Annotated in this window: 14 protein-coding genes, 1 tRNA gene and 1 riboswitch; of the genes, 10 read left to right on the forward strand and 5 right to left on the reverse strand. The window is 42.7% G+C overall.

Annotation, left to right across the window (positions count from 1 at the left end):
• The first annotated feature begins 229 nt into the window (after positions 1-229).
• From ACYVLS_RS05025 to ACYVLS_RS05050, 6 genes are all read left to right on the forward strand, one after another.
• Entirely contained in the window at positions 230-1009 is a 780-nt protein-coding gene (locus ACYVLS_RS05025; RefSeq protein WP_460321950.1) for an acetoin reductase, read from the forward strand.
• Between the two features lie 207 nt (positions 1010-1216).
• Complete coding sequence (locus ACYVLS_RS05030) at positions 1217-1603, forward strand: CidA/LrgA family protein (RefSeq protein WP_460321952.1); 387 nt, start codon at positions 1217-1219, stop codon at positions 1601-1603.
• 1 nt (position 1604) lies between these two features.
• Positions 1605-2312 carry an LrgB family protein gene (locus tag ACYVLS_RS05035; RefSeq protein WP_460321955.1) on the forward strand — a complete coding sequence of 236 codons (708 nt, stop codon included), beginning with the start codon at positions 1605-1607 and terminating at the stop codon, positions 2310-2312.
• A 151-nt stretch (positions 2313-2463) separates the two neighbouring features.
• Positions 2464-2569: riboswitch (NiCo riboswitch) on the forward strand.
• Positions 2570-2686: 117 nt separating this feature from the next.
• Complete coding sequence (locus ACYVLS_RS05040; protein WP_460321958.1) at positions 2687-4561, forward strand: heavy metal translocating P-type ATPase; 1875 nt, start codon at positions 2687-2689, stop codon at positions 4559-4561.
• A 76-nt stretch (positions 4562-4637) separates the two neighbouring features.
• The gene (locus ACYVLS_RS05045) at positions 4638-5663 is read left to right on the forward strand and encodes a Gfo/Idh/MocA family oxidoreductase (RefSeq protein WP_460321960.1); all 1026 of its coding nucleotides are present in this window, start codon (positions 4638-4640) and stop codon (positions 5661-5663) included.
• Between the two features lie 39 nt (positions 5664-5702).
• Entirely contained in the window at positions 5703-5984 is a 282-nt protein-coding gene (locus ACYVLS_RS05050; RefSeq protein ID WP_460321962.1) for a hypothetical protein, read from the forward strand.
• Between the two features lie 429 nt (positions 5985-6413).
• On the opposite strand, the gene ACYVLS_RS05055 is transcribed toward ACYVLS_RS05050, so the two are convergent.
• Both ACYVLS_RS05055 and ACYVLS_RS05060 read right to left on the reverse strand, forming a co-directional pair.
• Positions 6414-6770, reverse strand: coding sequence for an HIT family protein (locus ACYVLS_RS05055; RefSeq protein ID WP_460321964.1), 357 nt, complete (start codon positions 6768-6770; stop codon positions 6414-6416).
• A 41-nt stretch (positions 6771-6811) separates the two neighbouring features.
• Positions 6812-7318 carry an SOUL family heme-binding protein gene (locus ACYVLS_RS05060; RefSeq protein ID WP_460321966.1) on the reverse strand — a complete coding sequence of 169 codons (507 nt, stop codon included), beginning with the start codon at positions 7316-7318 and terminating at the stop codon, positions 6812-6814.
• Positions 7319-7473: 155 nt separating this feature from the next.
• Here ACYVLS_RS05060 and ACYVLS_RS05065 point away from each other — a divergent pair.
• From ACYVLS_RS05065 to ACYVLS_RS05080, 4 genes are all read left to right on the forward strand, one after another.
• Positions 7474-7557: transfer RNA gene (locus ACYVLS_RS05065), tRNA-Leu, on the forward strand.
• Between the two features lie 738 nt (positions 7558-8295).
• On the forward strand, positions 8296-9429 hold the full coding sequence (locus tag ACYVLS_RS05070; protein ID WP_460321968.1) for an exonuclease SbcCD subunit D: 1134 nt from the start codon (positions 8296-8298) through the stop codon (positions 9427-9429).
• Positions 9430-12495, forward strand: a complete 3066-nt coding sequence (locus tag ACYVLS_RS05075; RefSeq protein ID WP_460321970.1) for an SbcC/MukB-like Walker B domain-containing protein — start codon at positions 9430-9432, stop codon at positions 12493-12495. It abuts the gene before it with no gap.
• A gap of 93 nt (positions 12496-12588) precedes the next feature.
• Complete coding sequence (locus tag ACYVLS_RS05080; protein WP_460321972.1) at positions 12589-13767, forward strand: M20 family metallopeptidase; 1179 nt, start codon at positions 12589-12591, stop codon at positions 13765-13767.
• Positions 13768-13911: 144 nt separating this feature from the next.
• Here the strand turns inward: ACYVLS_RS05080 and ACYVLS_RS05085 are convergent, their stop codons facing one another.
• The 3 genes from ACYVLS_RS05085 to abc-f all read right to left on the reverse strand — a co-directional run bounded on the left by ACYVLS_RS05085 (position 13912) and on the right by abc-f (position 16412).
• Positions 13912-14202 carry a type II toxin-antitoxin system RelE family toxin gene (locus tag ACYVLS_RS05085; RefSeq protein WP_460321975.1) on the reverse strand — a complete coding sequence of 97 codons (291 nt, stop codon included), beginning with the start codon at positions 14200-14202 and terminating at the stop codon, positions 13912-13914.
• 3 nt (positions 14203-14205) lie between these two features.
• Complete coding sequence (locus tag ACYVLS_RS05090) at positions 14206-14526, reverse strand: type II toxin-antitoxin system Phd/YefM family antitoxin (RefSeq protein ID WP_460321978.1); 321 nt, start codon at positions 14524-14526, stop codon at positions 14206-14208.
• Between the two features lie 311 nt (positions 14527-14837).
• A complete protein-coding gene (gene abc-f / locus ACYVLS_RS05095; protein WP_460321980.1) occupies positions 14838-16412 on the reverse strand; it encodes a ribosomal protection-like ABC-F family protein in 1575 nt (524 codons plus the stop codon).
• Positions 16413-16935: the final 523 nt, after the last annotated feature.

Raw genomic sequence — 16935 nt, forward strand, 5'->3', positions numbered from 1 at the left:
AGCAAAGTGGAAACTCAGCCAACGCTGAGTTAACCGAATAAGACCTTGAACGCTTGAAAAGACAAAAAAGTTGATGCTGATAGGAGAATTTTTTTGCATAGTCCGTTTTGTTAGAGAAAAACACAGGATAATGATAGATTGAATATAAAGATATTATCGGAGGTGGTCTTGGAGTTATTCTTTATGTATTAAGTAGATGCAGACCGACTATATAGGAGGGAACTATTTAATGTCAACTAACAAAGTAGCAGTCATTACAGGTGGAGCTCAAGGATTAGGTAAAGGAATAGCACAACGACTCGCAGCAGACGGCTTTTCAATCGTGATAAGTGATATGGATAAGGATGCGTTGGAAAAGGCAAAAGAAGAATTCTCAGGAAACGATGTATCAATCGAAACTTTTGAAGGCAATGTTTCCAAACTAGACGATCAAGAAGCTCTCGTCAAGCATGCCGTCGATAAATTCGGGCAAGTAGATGTCTTTATCAATAACGCTGGAATCGAAGGAGAAGTGGCTCCCATTACAGAGGTCAAGCCGGATAGTGTCGATTCTGTACTCGATGTCAACGTAAAAGGCGTTATCTACGGCATTCAAGCAGCTGCCAATCAGATGAAAAAACAAGGCAATGGCGGAAAAATTATTAACGCCTGCAGTATTGCTGGACAGGAAGGGTTCGAAATGCTTTCGCCCTATACCGCTTCAAAATTTGCGGTGAAAGGTCTGACTCAGGCAGCCGCAAAAGAGCTGGCTCCGGACAAAATTACCGTCAATGCCTACTGCCCGGGAATTGCCGGCACGTCCATGTGGGACAGACTGGATGAAAAAATGATGGAGCACATGGGAACTGAAAAGGGAGAAGCCTTTGAACAGTATTCTCAGGAAATCGCACTAGGCCGAACCCAAGAACCGGAAGATGTGGCAAACCTGGTCGCTTTCCTTGCATCAAAAGATTCCGACTATATCACTGGACAATCTATCATCTCAGACGGCGGAATGGTATACAGATAAAACAAATAAGATTTACTGCAGCAGGAAGATATATTCTTCCTGCTGTTTTTTTACATATTTATGAATTATTCAAAAGAGGTTGTAGACACTTGGCAAACTTTAGTCAAAAAGTAAAACGCATTCATGTTATCCAGTGCACAAACTCTCTTTAAAAATAACTGTTTTTCCTATAAAATAAAGCCGAATAGCAAGAAGGAGGCGCACCTCGTGAAACAGTTAAAGCAGTTATTTTGGATTCTTTTATTTTCATTTATAGGCGAATTTTTATCGATGATTAGCCCTGTGGCCATTCCGGGAAGTGTGATTGGCATGGTACTGTTGTTTGTCGCTCTGCATTTTAAATGGGTCAAGATGGTTCAGGTCGAAGAAGTCGGTACCTGGCTGACAGATAATATGGCCATTTTCTTCGTACCCGCTGGTGTTGGACTGATGACGAATTTCGATATTCTAGGAGATATCTGGTGGCAGCTCTTGGTGACGATACTCATAACAACCACCTTGATGATTGCTTTTGTGGCACTAATCGTTCAATGGCTTAAAAGGCGAACGGATAAAAAAGATCAGCAGATCGCAACTTCGAAGGAGACGATTTAGTATGCTCGAAAATTTTTCAGCCAACCCGTATTTTGGCTTGTTTCTGACGTTCTTCTTCTTTCTGGTAGGGACACTTTTTCACAGAAGATGGCCGTCAAATCCGATGTTCAACCCGCTGGTCTTTTCCATTACCAGTATCATTATTTTATTGATAGTGACAGATTTATCCTACAACAACTACAATGAAGGCGGACGGTTCATTAATTTCTGGATTACCCCGGCGACGGTCGCTCTGGCCATTAAACTAGAGAAAAACTTTGTCTACTTAAAAAAATACTACACAGCTATTCTGGCTGGCATCGCGCTTGGCGTCTTGTTCCATACGGTGATTCTTGTATCAGTCAGCGTTCTGTTTCAGTTTAATCAGGAACTCGTCGCAACGCTTTTCCCGAAATCCATCACAACAGCGATTGCTCTAGGGGTCTCGGAATCGCTCGGCGGCATCGTTTCACTGACGGTGGCCATCGTCGTATTCACAGGTGTGCTGGGAACGGTCGTCGGCCCGCCAATTTTTGCATTATTTAAAATCACTGACCCGGTCGCTCAGGGAGTGGCTTTAGGATCAGGCTCGCATGCGATGGGAACCGCCAAAGCCATTGAGCTGGGTGATGTTCAAGCGGCGATGTCAGGCTTGTCCATTATTCTTACCGGTATAGCGGTTGTTATCCTGGCACCTCTTGTCATGCCGCTGGTCAGTCTGCTGTTATAATGTAGGCATTTACTATAAAAAAAGCGTTCAAGTGTTGAAGAATTCTATATAAAATGGTAATATGATAATAAGTTCACAAGATAATTGGTCTGGAAAAGAGTACAGGCTGTCGATAATTAAATACGAAAGCTTTGATTAAGAGAGTGTTTAATCATTGTGATCTGAACAGGCGGTGAACGCACGTAAAGGTTCATGCAGCCGGGCTGCTTATTGCGGCAGCAGACTATGTCAGTTAAGGGCATATCTGTGGGACAGTTAATTCTGTTCTACGGGTATGCCCTTTTTAGTATAATAAAGGTAACAGGAGGAGATAGAACTTTCTCATATAATAATTTAAACAGACAGTATCCTAACAAATGAAAGAAGGTATCGATATGAAAAACTACTTAATAAAAAGCAGACGAGGACAGTTTCTGGTTTTCGGTATTCTGTTTACGGTAGCCGGCTTTCTAGCCGCTATTTTGGGACAGGAAATCAGCAGGTGGCTATACTACGTGGCCATATTTTTCCTGGGCTTTTATGCATCAAAAAAGGCAGTGGTGGAAACAGTCAAAAATAAATCACCCAACGTCGACTTACTGATGATTCTGGCTGCAGTGGGAGCAGTCATCATCAATTTTGAATCAGAAGGGGCGGCCTTGCTGCTGATTTTTGCCACAGCAGAAGTTCTCGAAGATTACGCGACAAGTAAATCCACCAGTGCGATATCTGAACTGATGGCGCAAGTGCCGGATACTGCACAGGTTTTGAAAGAAAATGGTGAGGTCGTTACTGTTGCCACTGAAAAACTGCAGATTGGAGATACCGTTGTTGTATCCAAAGGTGAACAGATTCCGATTGACGGAGTGATTGACCGCACATCTATCATCAATGAAGCGACACTTACTGGGGAGTCCATTCCGGTCGAGAAAAAAGCCAGTGAGGAAGCCTTTGCCGGGACGCTCAATGAAGGCAACGTTTTTTACCTGGAAGTTACTAAAGCCAGTGATGAGACGGTCTTTTCAAACATTATTAGAATGGTGGAAGAAGCCCAGGGCAGGCCGTCACGCATTTCAAAATTCATTGACCGGATTGAAAGCAAGTATGTCATTTCAGTCCTTTTACTGGTGCCAATATTCATCGTATTCATGTACGCGGTTCTTTCACTGCCATTTCAGGAAGCTTTTTACCGTGGCATGGTCTTCTTGACGGTTGCCAGCCCCTGCGCGCTCGTAGCTTCAGCAACACCCGCTACGTTAAGTGCCATCAGTAATGGTGCAAAAAATGGGATTCTTTTTAAAGGCGGCGCAGCCATGGAAGCACTCAGTACAATGGAAACACTCTACACAGACAAAACCGGGACACTCACATACGGTGAGTTTAGAGTGGATGATTACAGCCTGCCGGAAGCTGTTCTTAAGGAAGTCATTTATATGGAACAGCAGTCGAGTCATCCGATTGCTCAGGCGATAGTCAACGCTTTTAAAACAGTGGATTTAAGTTCGGTCAATCAGAATGAATCAGTCGATGAAATTGCCGGATCGGGTATTCAAAAAGGAAACATTCGCGTAGGCAAGCCCAAAGCCTTTAAAAAGTATCAGAAGTACGATCAGTTTACACAGTATTTTGAAAAAGGAAACACCACTATTCTTGTAGCAGAAGAAGACAGAGTAGTCGGCTACTTTTCCCTGAGTGATCAGGTGCGCATGCAGGCAGCTGAAGTAGTGGATGAGTTTCAAAAAGAAGGCATCAAAGTAACGCTTCTGACAGGGGACAATGAAGAGGTCGCTAAAAAAGTGGCGCAGGCCGTCGGGGTCGATCAGTATTTTGCGGCGATGCTGCCGGAAGATAAAATCACTTTTGTAAAAGACAGTCAGGAAAAAGGAGAAGTTGTGGGCATGATTGGTGACGGCATTAATGACGCGCCGGCCCTGGCCAATGCGGATATCGGGATTGCCATGGGTAGTGGCTCGTCCGTTGCGATGGAGTCATCCGATGTGGTTGTCGTTCAAAATGATTTGTCTAAACTGTTCTACAGTTACAAACTGAGCAAACGCCTGAACAAGATTATTTTTCAAAATGTTGTCTTTTCAATCACAGTAATTGTCTCGCTTATCATTCTGAACCTTTTTGGTGTTTTAGGCTTGCCTTTGGCCGTTTTGTTTCATGAAGGCTCGACGATACTGGTTATTTTAAATGGCCTGCGTCTCATCGGTTCAAAACCACCTCGGAATGAGGAAGTTAAACCGACTGAAACCGTTAAAGCCTGATCAGGAGGGTTACTATTAAGTACAATAAAAGCTACAATATAAACAGATAAATAAGTATTTTAATGGAGGGTAAAGCATGCTGACAATAGCTTATATAGGAGACGGGAAAAGTACGAATCGCTACCACATTCCGTTTTCCAGTCAGGTCGAAGGCATTAAAATAAAAACAATTCAAGCCCGATCCGGACACAATGAATCCTGGGAAAAGGTACCGGGAGCCGAATACGTTAAGGAAAAAAGTGACATATGGGAAGATGATGATATTGAATTGGTCGTCATTTCAACCCCGCCGCAATTCCATTACCCGCTGGCAAAAGAAGCGCTGGAAAACGGCAAGCATGTTCTGGTTGAAAAACCTTTTGCCGAAACGTCAGAGGAAGCGAAAGAACTGTTTGCCCTTGCCAAAGACAAGAACCTCTTCATTCAGTGCTACCAGAACCGCCGCTTTGATTCGGATTTTCTGACGGTTCAAAAAGTCATCGAGAGCGGGAAGCTGGGAGACATTATTGAAGTGGAGATGCACTTTGATTATTTCCGACCCGAAGTTCCTAAGAGCGCAGAGTCGTTTGAGAAACTGAACAGCTTCATGTACACACACGCCTGCCATACCGTTGACCAGGTGCTGTCTTATTTTGGGAGTCCGAAAGACCTGACTTATGATGTCCGTCAGCTTTTAGGCGAAAACCGGATGAACGACTACTTTGATCTGGACTTTTTCTATGACAACAATTTAAAAGTGTCCGTGAAATCCAGCTATTTCAGACTCAAAAGTCGACCAAGTTTTGTAGTGTATGGAACGAAAGGTACTTTTGTCAAAGAAACAAAAGACCGACAGGAAGAGCATTTGAAACTGTTTTACATGCCGGGAAATAGCGATTTTGGAGTGGATCAGCCGGAGCATTACGGCACACTGACTTACATGGATGAGGACGGTCAGTACCATGAAGAAAAAGTGGTTTCTGAAAAAGGCAGTTACAGTTATTTCTACGAAGCACTCGTTGACTCTTTAGTTAACGGAAAAGAAAAACTGGTTAAGGATGAAGAAACCATTAACCAGCTGGAGATTCTTGAAGAAGGCATCAAGCAGATGAAGCATGATTAATATGAGGAGAGAAAATGTATCGAACCGGATAAGCAAAACTTGAAAGAACAGATGACATTCAGCCGAGCGGGGTTTTTCTGGGGCATCTTTTTCTATGCCATTCACATTTTAATTTACTGGATGGTTCAAGGGACCTTTTTTGAAACCACAGGCGGCACACTTCTGTTTATCTATCTTTCCATGTGCATCTGGAGCTACGCAACGATTCACAGCATAATTGCCCAGCTTGAAACGGTTCTATCCTTTCCGTATAAAGGAGCTTTAAAGTACAGCTTCATCTTTTCGCCATTTATTTATGTGTGGGTGAAAAAAGAACAGTGATAGTTATAAATCATTTGACAGTTTTAAACTGTCGACTGGGGTACCTTCCATAAATGATTGGCATTCAAAAAGCGCTCTGCCTGTGAGAAATAAGTATACAGGCAGAGCGCTTTTTTATTTGATTGAGGTGATGTTTAAAACTATAAAGAGATGAATCTTACCTTTAAGTTCGACTTAAGCAGTTAATCCGAAGGTTTTTTCGGTTTCACAAACAATAGGGCAAACAGTAGAGTAGAAAATCCAATAAAGGATAGACTTGATAACCACATTGCGAGAGGGGATTGTGTAGTCGCAAAAACGTATATGTTGATTATCAAAAAGCTGAAAATCAGCAGCTTGGGTATAATCAATGTTGTCTACAGTTTGTTTACTTTGTCAACTTCCAAGTTTAGACCTCCTAGCAGTTTATAAACTATTCGATTAGTATTTCTAGGTCATGAGATTTCTCACGCCGCCTTTAGGATTTTCTACATCACCTTCATAACGCGGAATGAGATGGAAGTGAGCGTGTTTGACAGACTGGCCGGCAGCCGAACCGCAGTTGGCACCCAGATTATAAGCATCCGGTTTATATTCTTTATCAACCAATTTCTTAGCCGTCATTAGAAGGTCATTCACGCCTTGCTGTTCTTCTGGAGTCATCCCAAAGAAGTCTGGGAAATGTCGTTTTGTAAACACGAGGAAATGTCCTTTTGAGGAGGGCTTGGCATCATAGTAGCCAGCCGCAAAGTCATTTTCAATAACGTAATCTTCAGTAGGCATATTGCAGTAGTAACAGTCAGTCATTTGTCAGTCTCCTTTTTTATTTAGATTATTGGTCTTACTGGTTATTTAACGACTCGTACCCATACTTCGTTTCGTCTCATAAAAGGAAGAGAGAAAGGCCCGTTGTAAACGGCGACCATATAGTTGGACTGTTCACGGTAACCCTTTTTGTCGACCCAGTCTTTCAGTAAGCTCATTGCCTTCTTTTCTTTTGATGGCGTATTTTTACCGGAATAGGTGATAGTCGCAAATAAGCCTTCCTGAAATTTCTGTATAGTTAAGCTTGAGTCTTTCGGACGAGGAATATCATTTTTGTATTTTTGCGGAACAACAAAAGCCATTTTTCTCGCTTGAGTATCTTTTTCCACTATAACAGGAATTGTCATCGGTATCTTCTCGTTTGCTTCGTTGTCACTGGCAATGTAGCGAAAAAGTGTGCGGAATGCTGTGTTTCTTTCGGTTTCGGGGCTGCTTTCAAATTCAACGACTGAAAAGTTTTTGTATTTTCTCAGCTCAAAAGATCGTTCGCCTATAATGACTGTATAATCCGGTGATTCATATTTGCCCATTGTATCACTCCGTTCAGAATTATTCTGTCACTTATATTGTATCATGATTGCCACTTTTAGCTTAACAGAGCACACTAGAGGACGATAAAAAGAACTGAAAATAATAAAATAAGCTATTCAGATTTCAAGCAATGTGCTATACTTATGAGTGTTCCGGCTAGGTGGTGGAATGGTAGACACGCCAGACTCAGAATCTGGTGAGCGCAACGCTCGTGAGGGTTCAACTCCCTTCCTGGCCATTAAAATAGTCGTGGAACTGACCGGTTAAAATTAGCCGGCAGTGCTGCATCAAAGACGCGTACTTGCTCAATATTGTTGAGTGGGTATGCGTTTTTTTTCATGAAGACAGGTAATAATTACAGAGTTCGGTAAGGTGAGACAACTCTTATGGTTGAGTGTGCCGATGTGTGGGGATGTTTGGTAAAGTCGGGGAAGAAAATCTAGTGAGTATGCCGAAGTTACTCATTATTAGGTAAACTCAGCTGGAACTAGTAGCTGAGTCTGCCAAAGTTACTACCAGTTCGGTAAACTCAAAAATTTAAAGAGCTAAAAATGGTCGAAAACAAGCAGACTTCGGTAAACTCAAGGCGGAAGCTATTTCGACTGTGCCGAAATAGGCGTATTTAGGTAAACCCAAAGCATCAAACTATTTGAGTCTACCGAAGATTGCACGATTTCGGTTAAGTCGAAGCAACAAAGCCACCGAGTCTACCGAACGACTGCCCTCTTCGGTCAACTCGAGTCACCTGGGTGCATGAGTCTGCCGAGCCCAAGACATGTAACCACTTAATAACTCATCAGTCTCTCCATTCACGTAAGCGAAGCGTTTAAAAGGAATGCTTTCGGATCAGCCGAAAGCAGACAGCTTTGTTTTTAAGTGATTTTTGTATCACCGCCCTCTATTTAGTCTCCCGCGCTTTTCTGATAAAATAAGAGAACTAGAGTGTGTGTCAAGGAAAAAGAATCGGAGGGGTTCCATGAAAATTTTACATACAGCTGACTGGCATATCGGCAAAATCGTCAATGAATTTTCCATGCTTGAAGATCAGGAAGAAGTACTCCACAAACTGGTGGATGACGTGAAAGAAATGGCTATTGACGTTGTGATTATGGCGGGGGATTTATACGACCGAGCTATTCCGCCAAAAGAAGCCGTCGTTTTGGCCACAACAATCTTTACACGACTCGTTCGGGAAGCAGGCATTCCGGTTTTAGCGATTGCCGGTAACCACGACAGCAACGAGCGATTGGAATACGGGGCGGAACTGCTGGCTTCAAGCGACCTGTATATCGAAGGCACGCTTAAAAAAACCGTCAGAAAAGTCACCATCAAAGAGGCTAATTTCTACCTACTGCCTTTTGCGGATCACGTCACCATCCGCAAGTTACTGGAAGATGACGACATAAAAAATCTGGAAGACGCGACTCAGAAACAGATTGAATCAATCAAAGAAGAAATGAATTTTGATGAACTAAACATACTCATTGCACATGGTTATGTGGTGAACGGCGGCAAGGAGTCGGTTGAAGACTCTGATTCCGAACGGCCACTGAGTATCGGAACAGCCGAATACGTGAATGTTGAACTATTTGAATCCTTTGACTATGTGGCTTTGGGCCATTTGCATAAGGCGCAAAAGGTAAAAACCGACCGGGTTCGCTACAGCGGCTCACCTTTAAAATACTCTAAGTCTGAAGCCAAACATAAAAAGCAGCACCTTTTAGTTGACGTCACTAAAGACACCATCGAAATAGAAGGCCTGCCGACGGAACCGAAGCGGGATTTGAAAGTCTTAAAAGGAAGCTTTGACGAACTGATGCAAGGCGAGTCAGAAGATTATATTTTCTTTGAGCTGACCGATGATCATTACGTCACGGACGCCATGCACCAGTTGAGACGGCGCTATCCATTTGCCATGGGGCTGGAGTACACGACGAGAAAAGAGCGGCAGTCCAGAGAGACGACGCGTACTCACGAACTGGCAGAACAAAAAAATGTACTGGACCTGTTTGATGATTTTTATGAACACTTCAAAGACCAGCCATTGGATGAGGACCGCAAAGCAGTCGTCAATGCCATCTGGGAAACTGTCGAAAGAGGGGAAGAGTAGATGCGACCATTACTGTTAAAAATGAATGCCTTCGGACCGTATAAAGGCGAAGTGGAAATTGACTTTACCGCCTTCAACCAATCCTCCCTTTTTCTCGTCAGTGGGCCAACAGGAGCGGGCAAAACGACCATTTTTGATGCCATTGCCTATGCCTTGTTTGACAGGCCTTCCAAAGATGGACGCGACAAGGATTCCTATAAATCTGACCATGCGACGGATCACGACTTGTGTTTTGTCTATTTTGAATTTGAACTGGGTCAAAAACGCTATTCAGTGCAGCGCCACCCCACTCAAATGGGACCGGGAAAAGGCAAAAAGCCCATCAATGTGAAAGCCAGCGTGGAGTTTCATAATGGGGACCAGGTAACGACAAAGATTAATGAAGCCAATAAAGAAATTGAAGACCTTTTGGGGATGAATCATGAGCAGTTCAGACAAATTGTGATGCTACCGCAAGGTGACTTTAAGCGGATGCTGGATTCTGACAGTGGCAAGAAAGAAGAAATTTTCCGCAATATTTTCCAGACCAGTCAGTTCCAGGCTTTTCAGGAAAAGCTGAACGAAAAAGCCAAGGCAATGAGAAAAGAGCGGGAGCAGTATGAACAGGCAGTGAAACTCGCTTTTGAATCAGTAGATTATAAGGAGAATGACACCCTCCAAAAAGCCATTGAACAGTTTGACGTCAACGTGGCCAGTGCTGAAATCGAAAAACTGGTTGAGCAGGATAAGGAAAAACTCGAGGCTGTCAGAAAAACGATCACAAATCTTCAAGAACAGAAAACAGCTTACAGCCGACTGATTGAACAGTTGGAGAAGAAAGAGCGGCTGGACAAAGAAAAAATCGAGCTGGATGAAAAAGAAAAAACAGTTGAAACCTATAAAAAACAGCTAGCTGACAATGAAGAAGCCAAGAAGCTGATGGATGCTAAAAAAGCAGCTGAGACAGTGGCAAAAGACAGTCAGACAGCTAAAGAGAAACTTCAAAAGCTTAAAGATGACCAAGCTGAACTGGTTAAAACAGAAACAGCGGCTCGAGAAGACTATGAGAAAAGTCAAAAAGAACTCGCTGAACTAAGCACTATCTGTGAAGCTATCCAGCAATTGAAAAACGAACTGGACCGATTGGTTGAAGTCGAGAAAAAAGAAGAGGCTATCGATAGTTTAACCAAAGCTTATGCGAAAAATGTGGAGAAAAAAGAGCAGCTCATAAAAGACAGTGAGGCTTATTCAAAAACTGTGAATGACTTGAAGGAACAGCACAAGGCATTACAGCTAGTCAAGGACACTATTTCCAAGCAGTTCGAAGAAAGAAGCGAACAGAAAGATAAACTCAGCCAGCTTCAGCAGCGAAAAGAAAAGCTGAGCGAACTCAGTGAGTTAAGAAAGCAAGGCGCCAAAGTCAAAGCCATTTTTTCAGATCAGGCTAAAGCTCTGAAGAAAGCAGAAAAAGACTGGCGAGACGCACGAGAAGGCTACTTTAAAGATCTGGCCGTTGTCCTGGCAGGTGACTTGAAAGACAGCGAACCCTGTCCGGTTTGCGGAAGTAAAGATCATCCTCACCTTGCCGAGAGTTCCAGTGAAGCAGTCTCAAAAGTAGCAGTCGACAAGCTGGAAAAAGTGAAAACAGAAGCGGAGGCAGCCTACAACGGGACAGCCGCACGCCTGCAGCAATTATCTGAAGAAGTAGGCAAGCGCTGCAAGCAGATCGATATCAATCATTCTGATGTAGATGAAGCCCTTGAGGCCACCACTTCAGAAGTCAAACAGCTGACGGAAGAACTGAAAAGGATTGAAGAACAGTTACAAAGCAATCAGAACAAGGTGAAAGAAGAAAATGCCTTATCTGAAAAACTGGAAACCATTCAAGCAAAAGAGCGCGACATTTCCAATGCTATAGTGGAGCTGAATTCATCCAATGCGCACAACACGAAGCGCATAAAAGAACTTGAAGAAGAACGGGACAGCTTAAAGAAAAATCTGTCGTCTGAATCTAAAGAAGCTATTCAATCAGCGATTTCAGGAAAAGAAAGCAGGATTAAAACGGTTGAGACTAAAGCTGTGGCTGACCAGAAACGGCTCCAGGAACTAACTAATAAATTGTCTGCAAACAAAAACGGCATTGAGTTCACCGAAGACCAGCTTAAAACGCTTAAAACGAAAAGAGAAGAAGCGGAAAGAGCCTTTGAAACACTCAAAGAAGACAGTGATATCGGCGAGACATTTGACTCACTTGTTTTGGAAGCTGATACTGCGCAGAAGATGCAAACAGCCATTTCAGATTATGAAAAAGCCCGACACAGCCTGACTGTTCAGCTGAAAGAAGTAAGGGACTATTTGGACAAAGAAGAGACGATTCTGCCGATTGAGGAGTATAAAGAGAAAGTCGATGAAATCGAACAGAACCTTCCTGAGCTGGAAAATAATCGAGACAGGCTGATTGAGTCCAGAAGCCGAAACACATCTGCTTTGTCTTCAATTCAGACCCATCAAGGCAAAAGCGAGGCGCTTGAAAAGGATTATCAGATTTACAATGAACTGGCTGTGATGGCGAGTGGAACCAACAGCATGACCGACCGGGTCTCCTTTGAGCGTTATGTACTGGGAATTTATTTCGACGAAATACTTGAAGCCGCCAATGAGCGGTTCGGAGATATGACCAATAACCGTTACGAATTACAGCGTAAACTGGACGAGGCAAAAGGAAATAAAGCAAAAGGTCTCGATATGGAAGTGTTTGACCTTGAAACTGGTAAAGAGCGTGGCGTAAATACACTGTCCGGCGGCGAATCATTTAAAGCTTCGCTGGCACTGGCTTTGGGATTGAGTGACGTGATTCAAAGCCAAAGCGGCGGTGTCAGCGTGGATACTCTCTTTATCGATGAAGGTTTTGGCACCTTGGACTCGGACTCATTGGACAAAGCGATTCAGACTTTACTGGATCTGCAGGAACGCGGCCGACTGGTCGGCATCATTTCACACGTCGACGAGCTGAAAACACGTATTCCATCACATATTGTCGTTGAAAAAACCGCTGAAGGCAGCCAAGTCAGCGTGCAGACAGTTTAAGTAATTGAATAGTATTATCCCTACGATTTAGTTGACATCAAGTGAACCTTGGTACCTTTAAAAATAGAATGATAGATGAAAGAAGGAAAATCTATGGCGGAACAGTATAAAGAGAAAGTAAAAGAGATTATCAAAGGTCTCAGACCCGAACTCCAGGGGCTGAGTGAATACATTTACGCGAACCCAGAGCTGGGTCATGAAGAGTTTTTATCGTCAAAAGCACATGTGGAACTGCTCGAAAAGCATGGCTTCGAGGTTGAGTATCCTTATCTAGGCATTGAGACAGCATTCAGAGCAGTATACAAAGGAGAAAAAGAAGGACCAACTTTTGCCTATTTGTCTGAATACGATGCTTTGCCTGGAATCGGTCATGGCTGTGGTCACAATCTGCTTGGAGCCACGGATACTGGTGCAGGGATTGCCTTGTCTAAGTTAGTAGATGAAGTGGGCGGCACGGTCGTTGTTTTAGGCACACCGGCCGAGGAAACAAATGGCGACAAGGTAACGATGGCAGATGCCGGAACCTTTGACGACGTTGATGTTGCTTTCTGTACGCATCCGTCCGACGGCTATTATGCCAGCGGCACCTCCATGGCAATGGAAGCCATCGAGTTCCGTTTTTACGGTCAGACTGCGCATGCAGCGGCTTCACCTTTCGAGGGGAAAAATGCCTTGGATGCCTGTATCAACTTTTTCAATAATGTCAGTTCCCTGAGACAACAGCTTCGTCCGAGTGCCCGCGTACATGGGGTGATTAAAGAAGGCGGCGAGGCAGCCAATGTTATCCCGGACTACACGCGTGCTGAGTTTTACGTGAGAGCCATGGACATGCCTTACTTGAATGAACTGCGTGAAAAAGTCATTCGTTGTGCAGAAGCTGGAGCACTGGCAGCCGACTGCCGTATGGAGTGGGGACACTATGAAGCAGCCTACAAAAATCTGATCACAAATGAAACCCTGTCTTCGCTTTATAACGAAAACATGAAGGCACTGGGGATTGAAATGATTACCGAAGAGCGCGACTCGATGGGATCGATGGATATGGGGAACGTCAGCCAGGTCGTTGCGGCAATCAATCCGTACTTTGAAATCACCAGCGGCAAAGCCGTATCCGCCCATACAACTGAATTCAGAGAGTGCACGCTGACAGATGATGCCTATCAGGCGATGGAAAACACCATTGCCGCTTTGACCCATACCGCACTGGACTTAATCAAGAATCCTGAAAAACTAAATCGAGTGAAGAAAGAATTTTCTAAAATTGTTAAGTGATAAATGTTATGTCTAATAAGAAAAATGTATAGTTTGATTCAGAAGCTATTGAAAAAAATTGAAATAAATTAAATTCAACTTAATTCAGTACAGAAAATAAGAGCTTCAACACTTTTACTTATAGTGTTAAAGCTCTTATATTAATTAGTTTAGACGATTTTCAGCAATTTTATAGACGGCATTTTTATCCCTTTTTCCAATAACAACAATCTGGATTACTTCAAGCTTACCTTGAACCTCTCTAAAAATAATACGAAGTCCCATTTTTCTATTTTTCAGTTTATTACATTGAGATAAAGCGCCATGTAGAGGCTGTCCAGCATCCATTCCATGCAATTTAATACGATTAAGAGCTTTGTCTACAAAAACTTTTTGGCTACCATCAAGATTATCATAATCCTTTTTTGAATATTCTGTCCATTCAATCTGGTGCAAAGTTTACTCCCACCCATCTTCTTCATCGATAGTAGGGACTTCGTTTGCTATTGATCCACGGACTTCACTATCAGAATAAGTGGCTATTTTTTCATTCAATAATCTTTTCTCAGCGATTAGATCAATAATTTGATCATGTAAACTGTCGACTTCTTTGTTTAACGTTTCATATTGTTCTTGAGTTAGCATAACTCCAGCTACTTTTTCTCTATTAAAGACATAAACACCAGCAGCTTCTTTATCAGCTTTTTGAAAGATTTCCATAGGAGACCTTTTTACTTCTGAAATAGAAGATGTTGGAATATCTAATATTCTCATGGACATTTAATCTCACTCCTTTACTTAAGTCCATTATAAAACTTCTTAAAGTCTTTTTAAAGTCTTTTTACTCCCTTTTTTAAAATAGCATATAAAAAAATAATTGCACTTTTCTGATATGCTATTTTAAGTAAATACATAAAAAATTGGTAATTACTTCTTTGAAGAAAGTGGTAGGATAATGAAAATCAAATTATTGATTTTTCCCTATGACTGTACTGACAGCCTTTACTTTAAAAATCTAAAACGATATAAAAACCAGGCTCTGCAGCCAACACACTGTAGACTGACCTGCTTATCCTGGTTTTTTAAATCGTTTAGTTTTCTTTAAGTTCTTTTTTCTTTTGAAGCAGCTCCTTGAACTCCCTATCTTTTTCTTCAGAAAATTCAAGGGACAGCGAACCCAAAACTTCTGCGATTCTGTTCTCTAGCCGCATGAGCTCTTCTTCGGTGGAACTTACAGAGGGTTGCTTTTGTCTGGCTTTTTCCCATTTATCCAAATTGCCGTCAAACTCCTGTATTTTCTGGTCCTCAATCACCCAAAGTTTTGTGGCGGTCCGGTTTACAAATGACCGGTCATGAGAGACAAAGAGGATGCTTCCCGGATAGCCTGCGAGTAAGTCTTCAAGAGCTTCAACGGCTTGAATATCAAGAAAATTGGTGGGTTCATCCAGAATCAATGTATTGTAGTCACCGGCTATTAACTTGGCCAGGGCGACCTTTACCCGTTCGCCTCCACTCAAGACAGAGACCGGCTTGTAGACATCATCTCCTCTGAAGTGGAGTTGAGCGAGAATAATGCGGATGAGTGTTTCGGACTGAACGGCATCCAGCTTGACGTTGTCCAGAATCGACTCGGATGCTTCCAATGTACTCAAGTCCTGAGAAAAATAACCAATTTTCAGGGCAGGGGACAGCTGGATGGCGTCGTCACCATTTAAAAGCTTATGGATCAGCGTCGTCTTGCCGCTGCCGTTTGGTCCCATTAAAGCTACTTTTTCTCCACCTTTAAGAGAAAACGTACTCTTTGACCATAATGCTTTCTCAGGAAAGCCGCCGGAGCTGTCTTTTGCTCGAATCACAAACCTCTGCGTCAATTTTTCCATGTCGGGCAGTTCAATAGTAATGCCTTCCTGCTCCTTAGGCTTGTCGACTTTTTCAAGCTTCTCAATGCGGCTGTCCATGGCTTTTTGTACTTGCTGAAGTTTCTTCGATTTTTTCTGAAAGTAAGGAGCGGACCCTTTCAAGTTGTACTCCGAATCGCCTACTTTTGCCTTGCGCTTAGTGGCATTGACTGCCTGACGCGCTTTTCTTTCTTTGGCCTGAGTCAACTGATTGAGTTTGTTGGTGTATTTTTCATATTCTGTCTGCTGGTGCTGGCGTTCCTTTTCTTTTTCACGTTTATAAGCCGTGTAGTTGCCCGGATAGACAGTAACGGTCTCACCGTCCAGCTCCCAGATCGTCGTGCAGACCTGATCGAGAAAGGTCCGGTCGTGAGAAACAAGTAAAAAAGCACCGTTAAATTGTTTAAATGACTTTTCTACCCAATCGATGTGACTGATATCCAAGTGCGTTGTCGGTTCGTCTGCCAGAAGTAGTTTGGGCCGTTTATTTAGTGCCTGCACAATGTAGTCAGCCGTCACTTCACCGCCACTTTTCGTACCGATGGCGTCTTTCAGCTGAGGAAGCAGTTCAACTGTCGTCTGGCGCTCAATAATACCTTCATCCGGCTCTTCCAGTCCTTTAATCAGGCGAAACAGCGTCGTTTTTCCGCTCCCGTTGGTGCCGACCAGTCCAATCCGGTCGCTGTCTTCAATCTGCAGCTTCTCGATATCAAAGAGAAGCCGGTCTCCGTAACTCTTTTTTAATTTTTTTAGTAATACCAATGGCATAGCAATCATTCCTTTTCCAATTTAATTTCTGGATTGAATGCTCATTTTTCCATCAAAAAAACCTCCCCATTGTTTTCAGACAAAAAGGGAGGAAGATAAATAGATTAAATTAAAGACAAAAATATACAGGAGTCTCTATTATTTAACCCAATCGTCGATTAATCCCATTTGAGTCTGAAAAGGCATGATAAATAAGACCGTCCTTTTAGTCTTATTCTACTTCTTTTCGACTTAAAAAATGAGATTAGTTACGCATCGGCTCAAATAACACTCCTGTCCTGTTTGGTTAAGGGTAGAATAACTTAATGAAAAACTATTGTCAAGAAAGTTAATGAGGTTAATTGGCTGCTATCTATTCCTATTATACCTATCAGATATTAGGTAGGAGTTTTTAAAACTTGAATTGTAAAATTAAGCTAGACGATTAAAAAAACCATTTGTGGTACACTCATTCCAAAATTAACAACCACGAAAATTAGGAGAGTGACCACAAATGGCCTACACCCATCTTACCATGGAAGAA

It is taken from the genome of Alkalibacterium psychrotolerans, assembly GCF_054784355.1.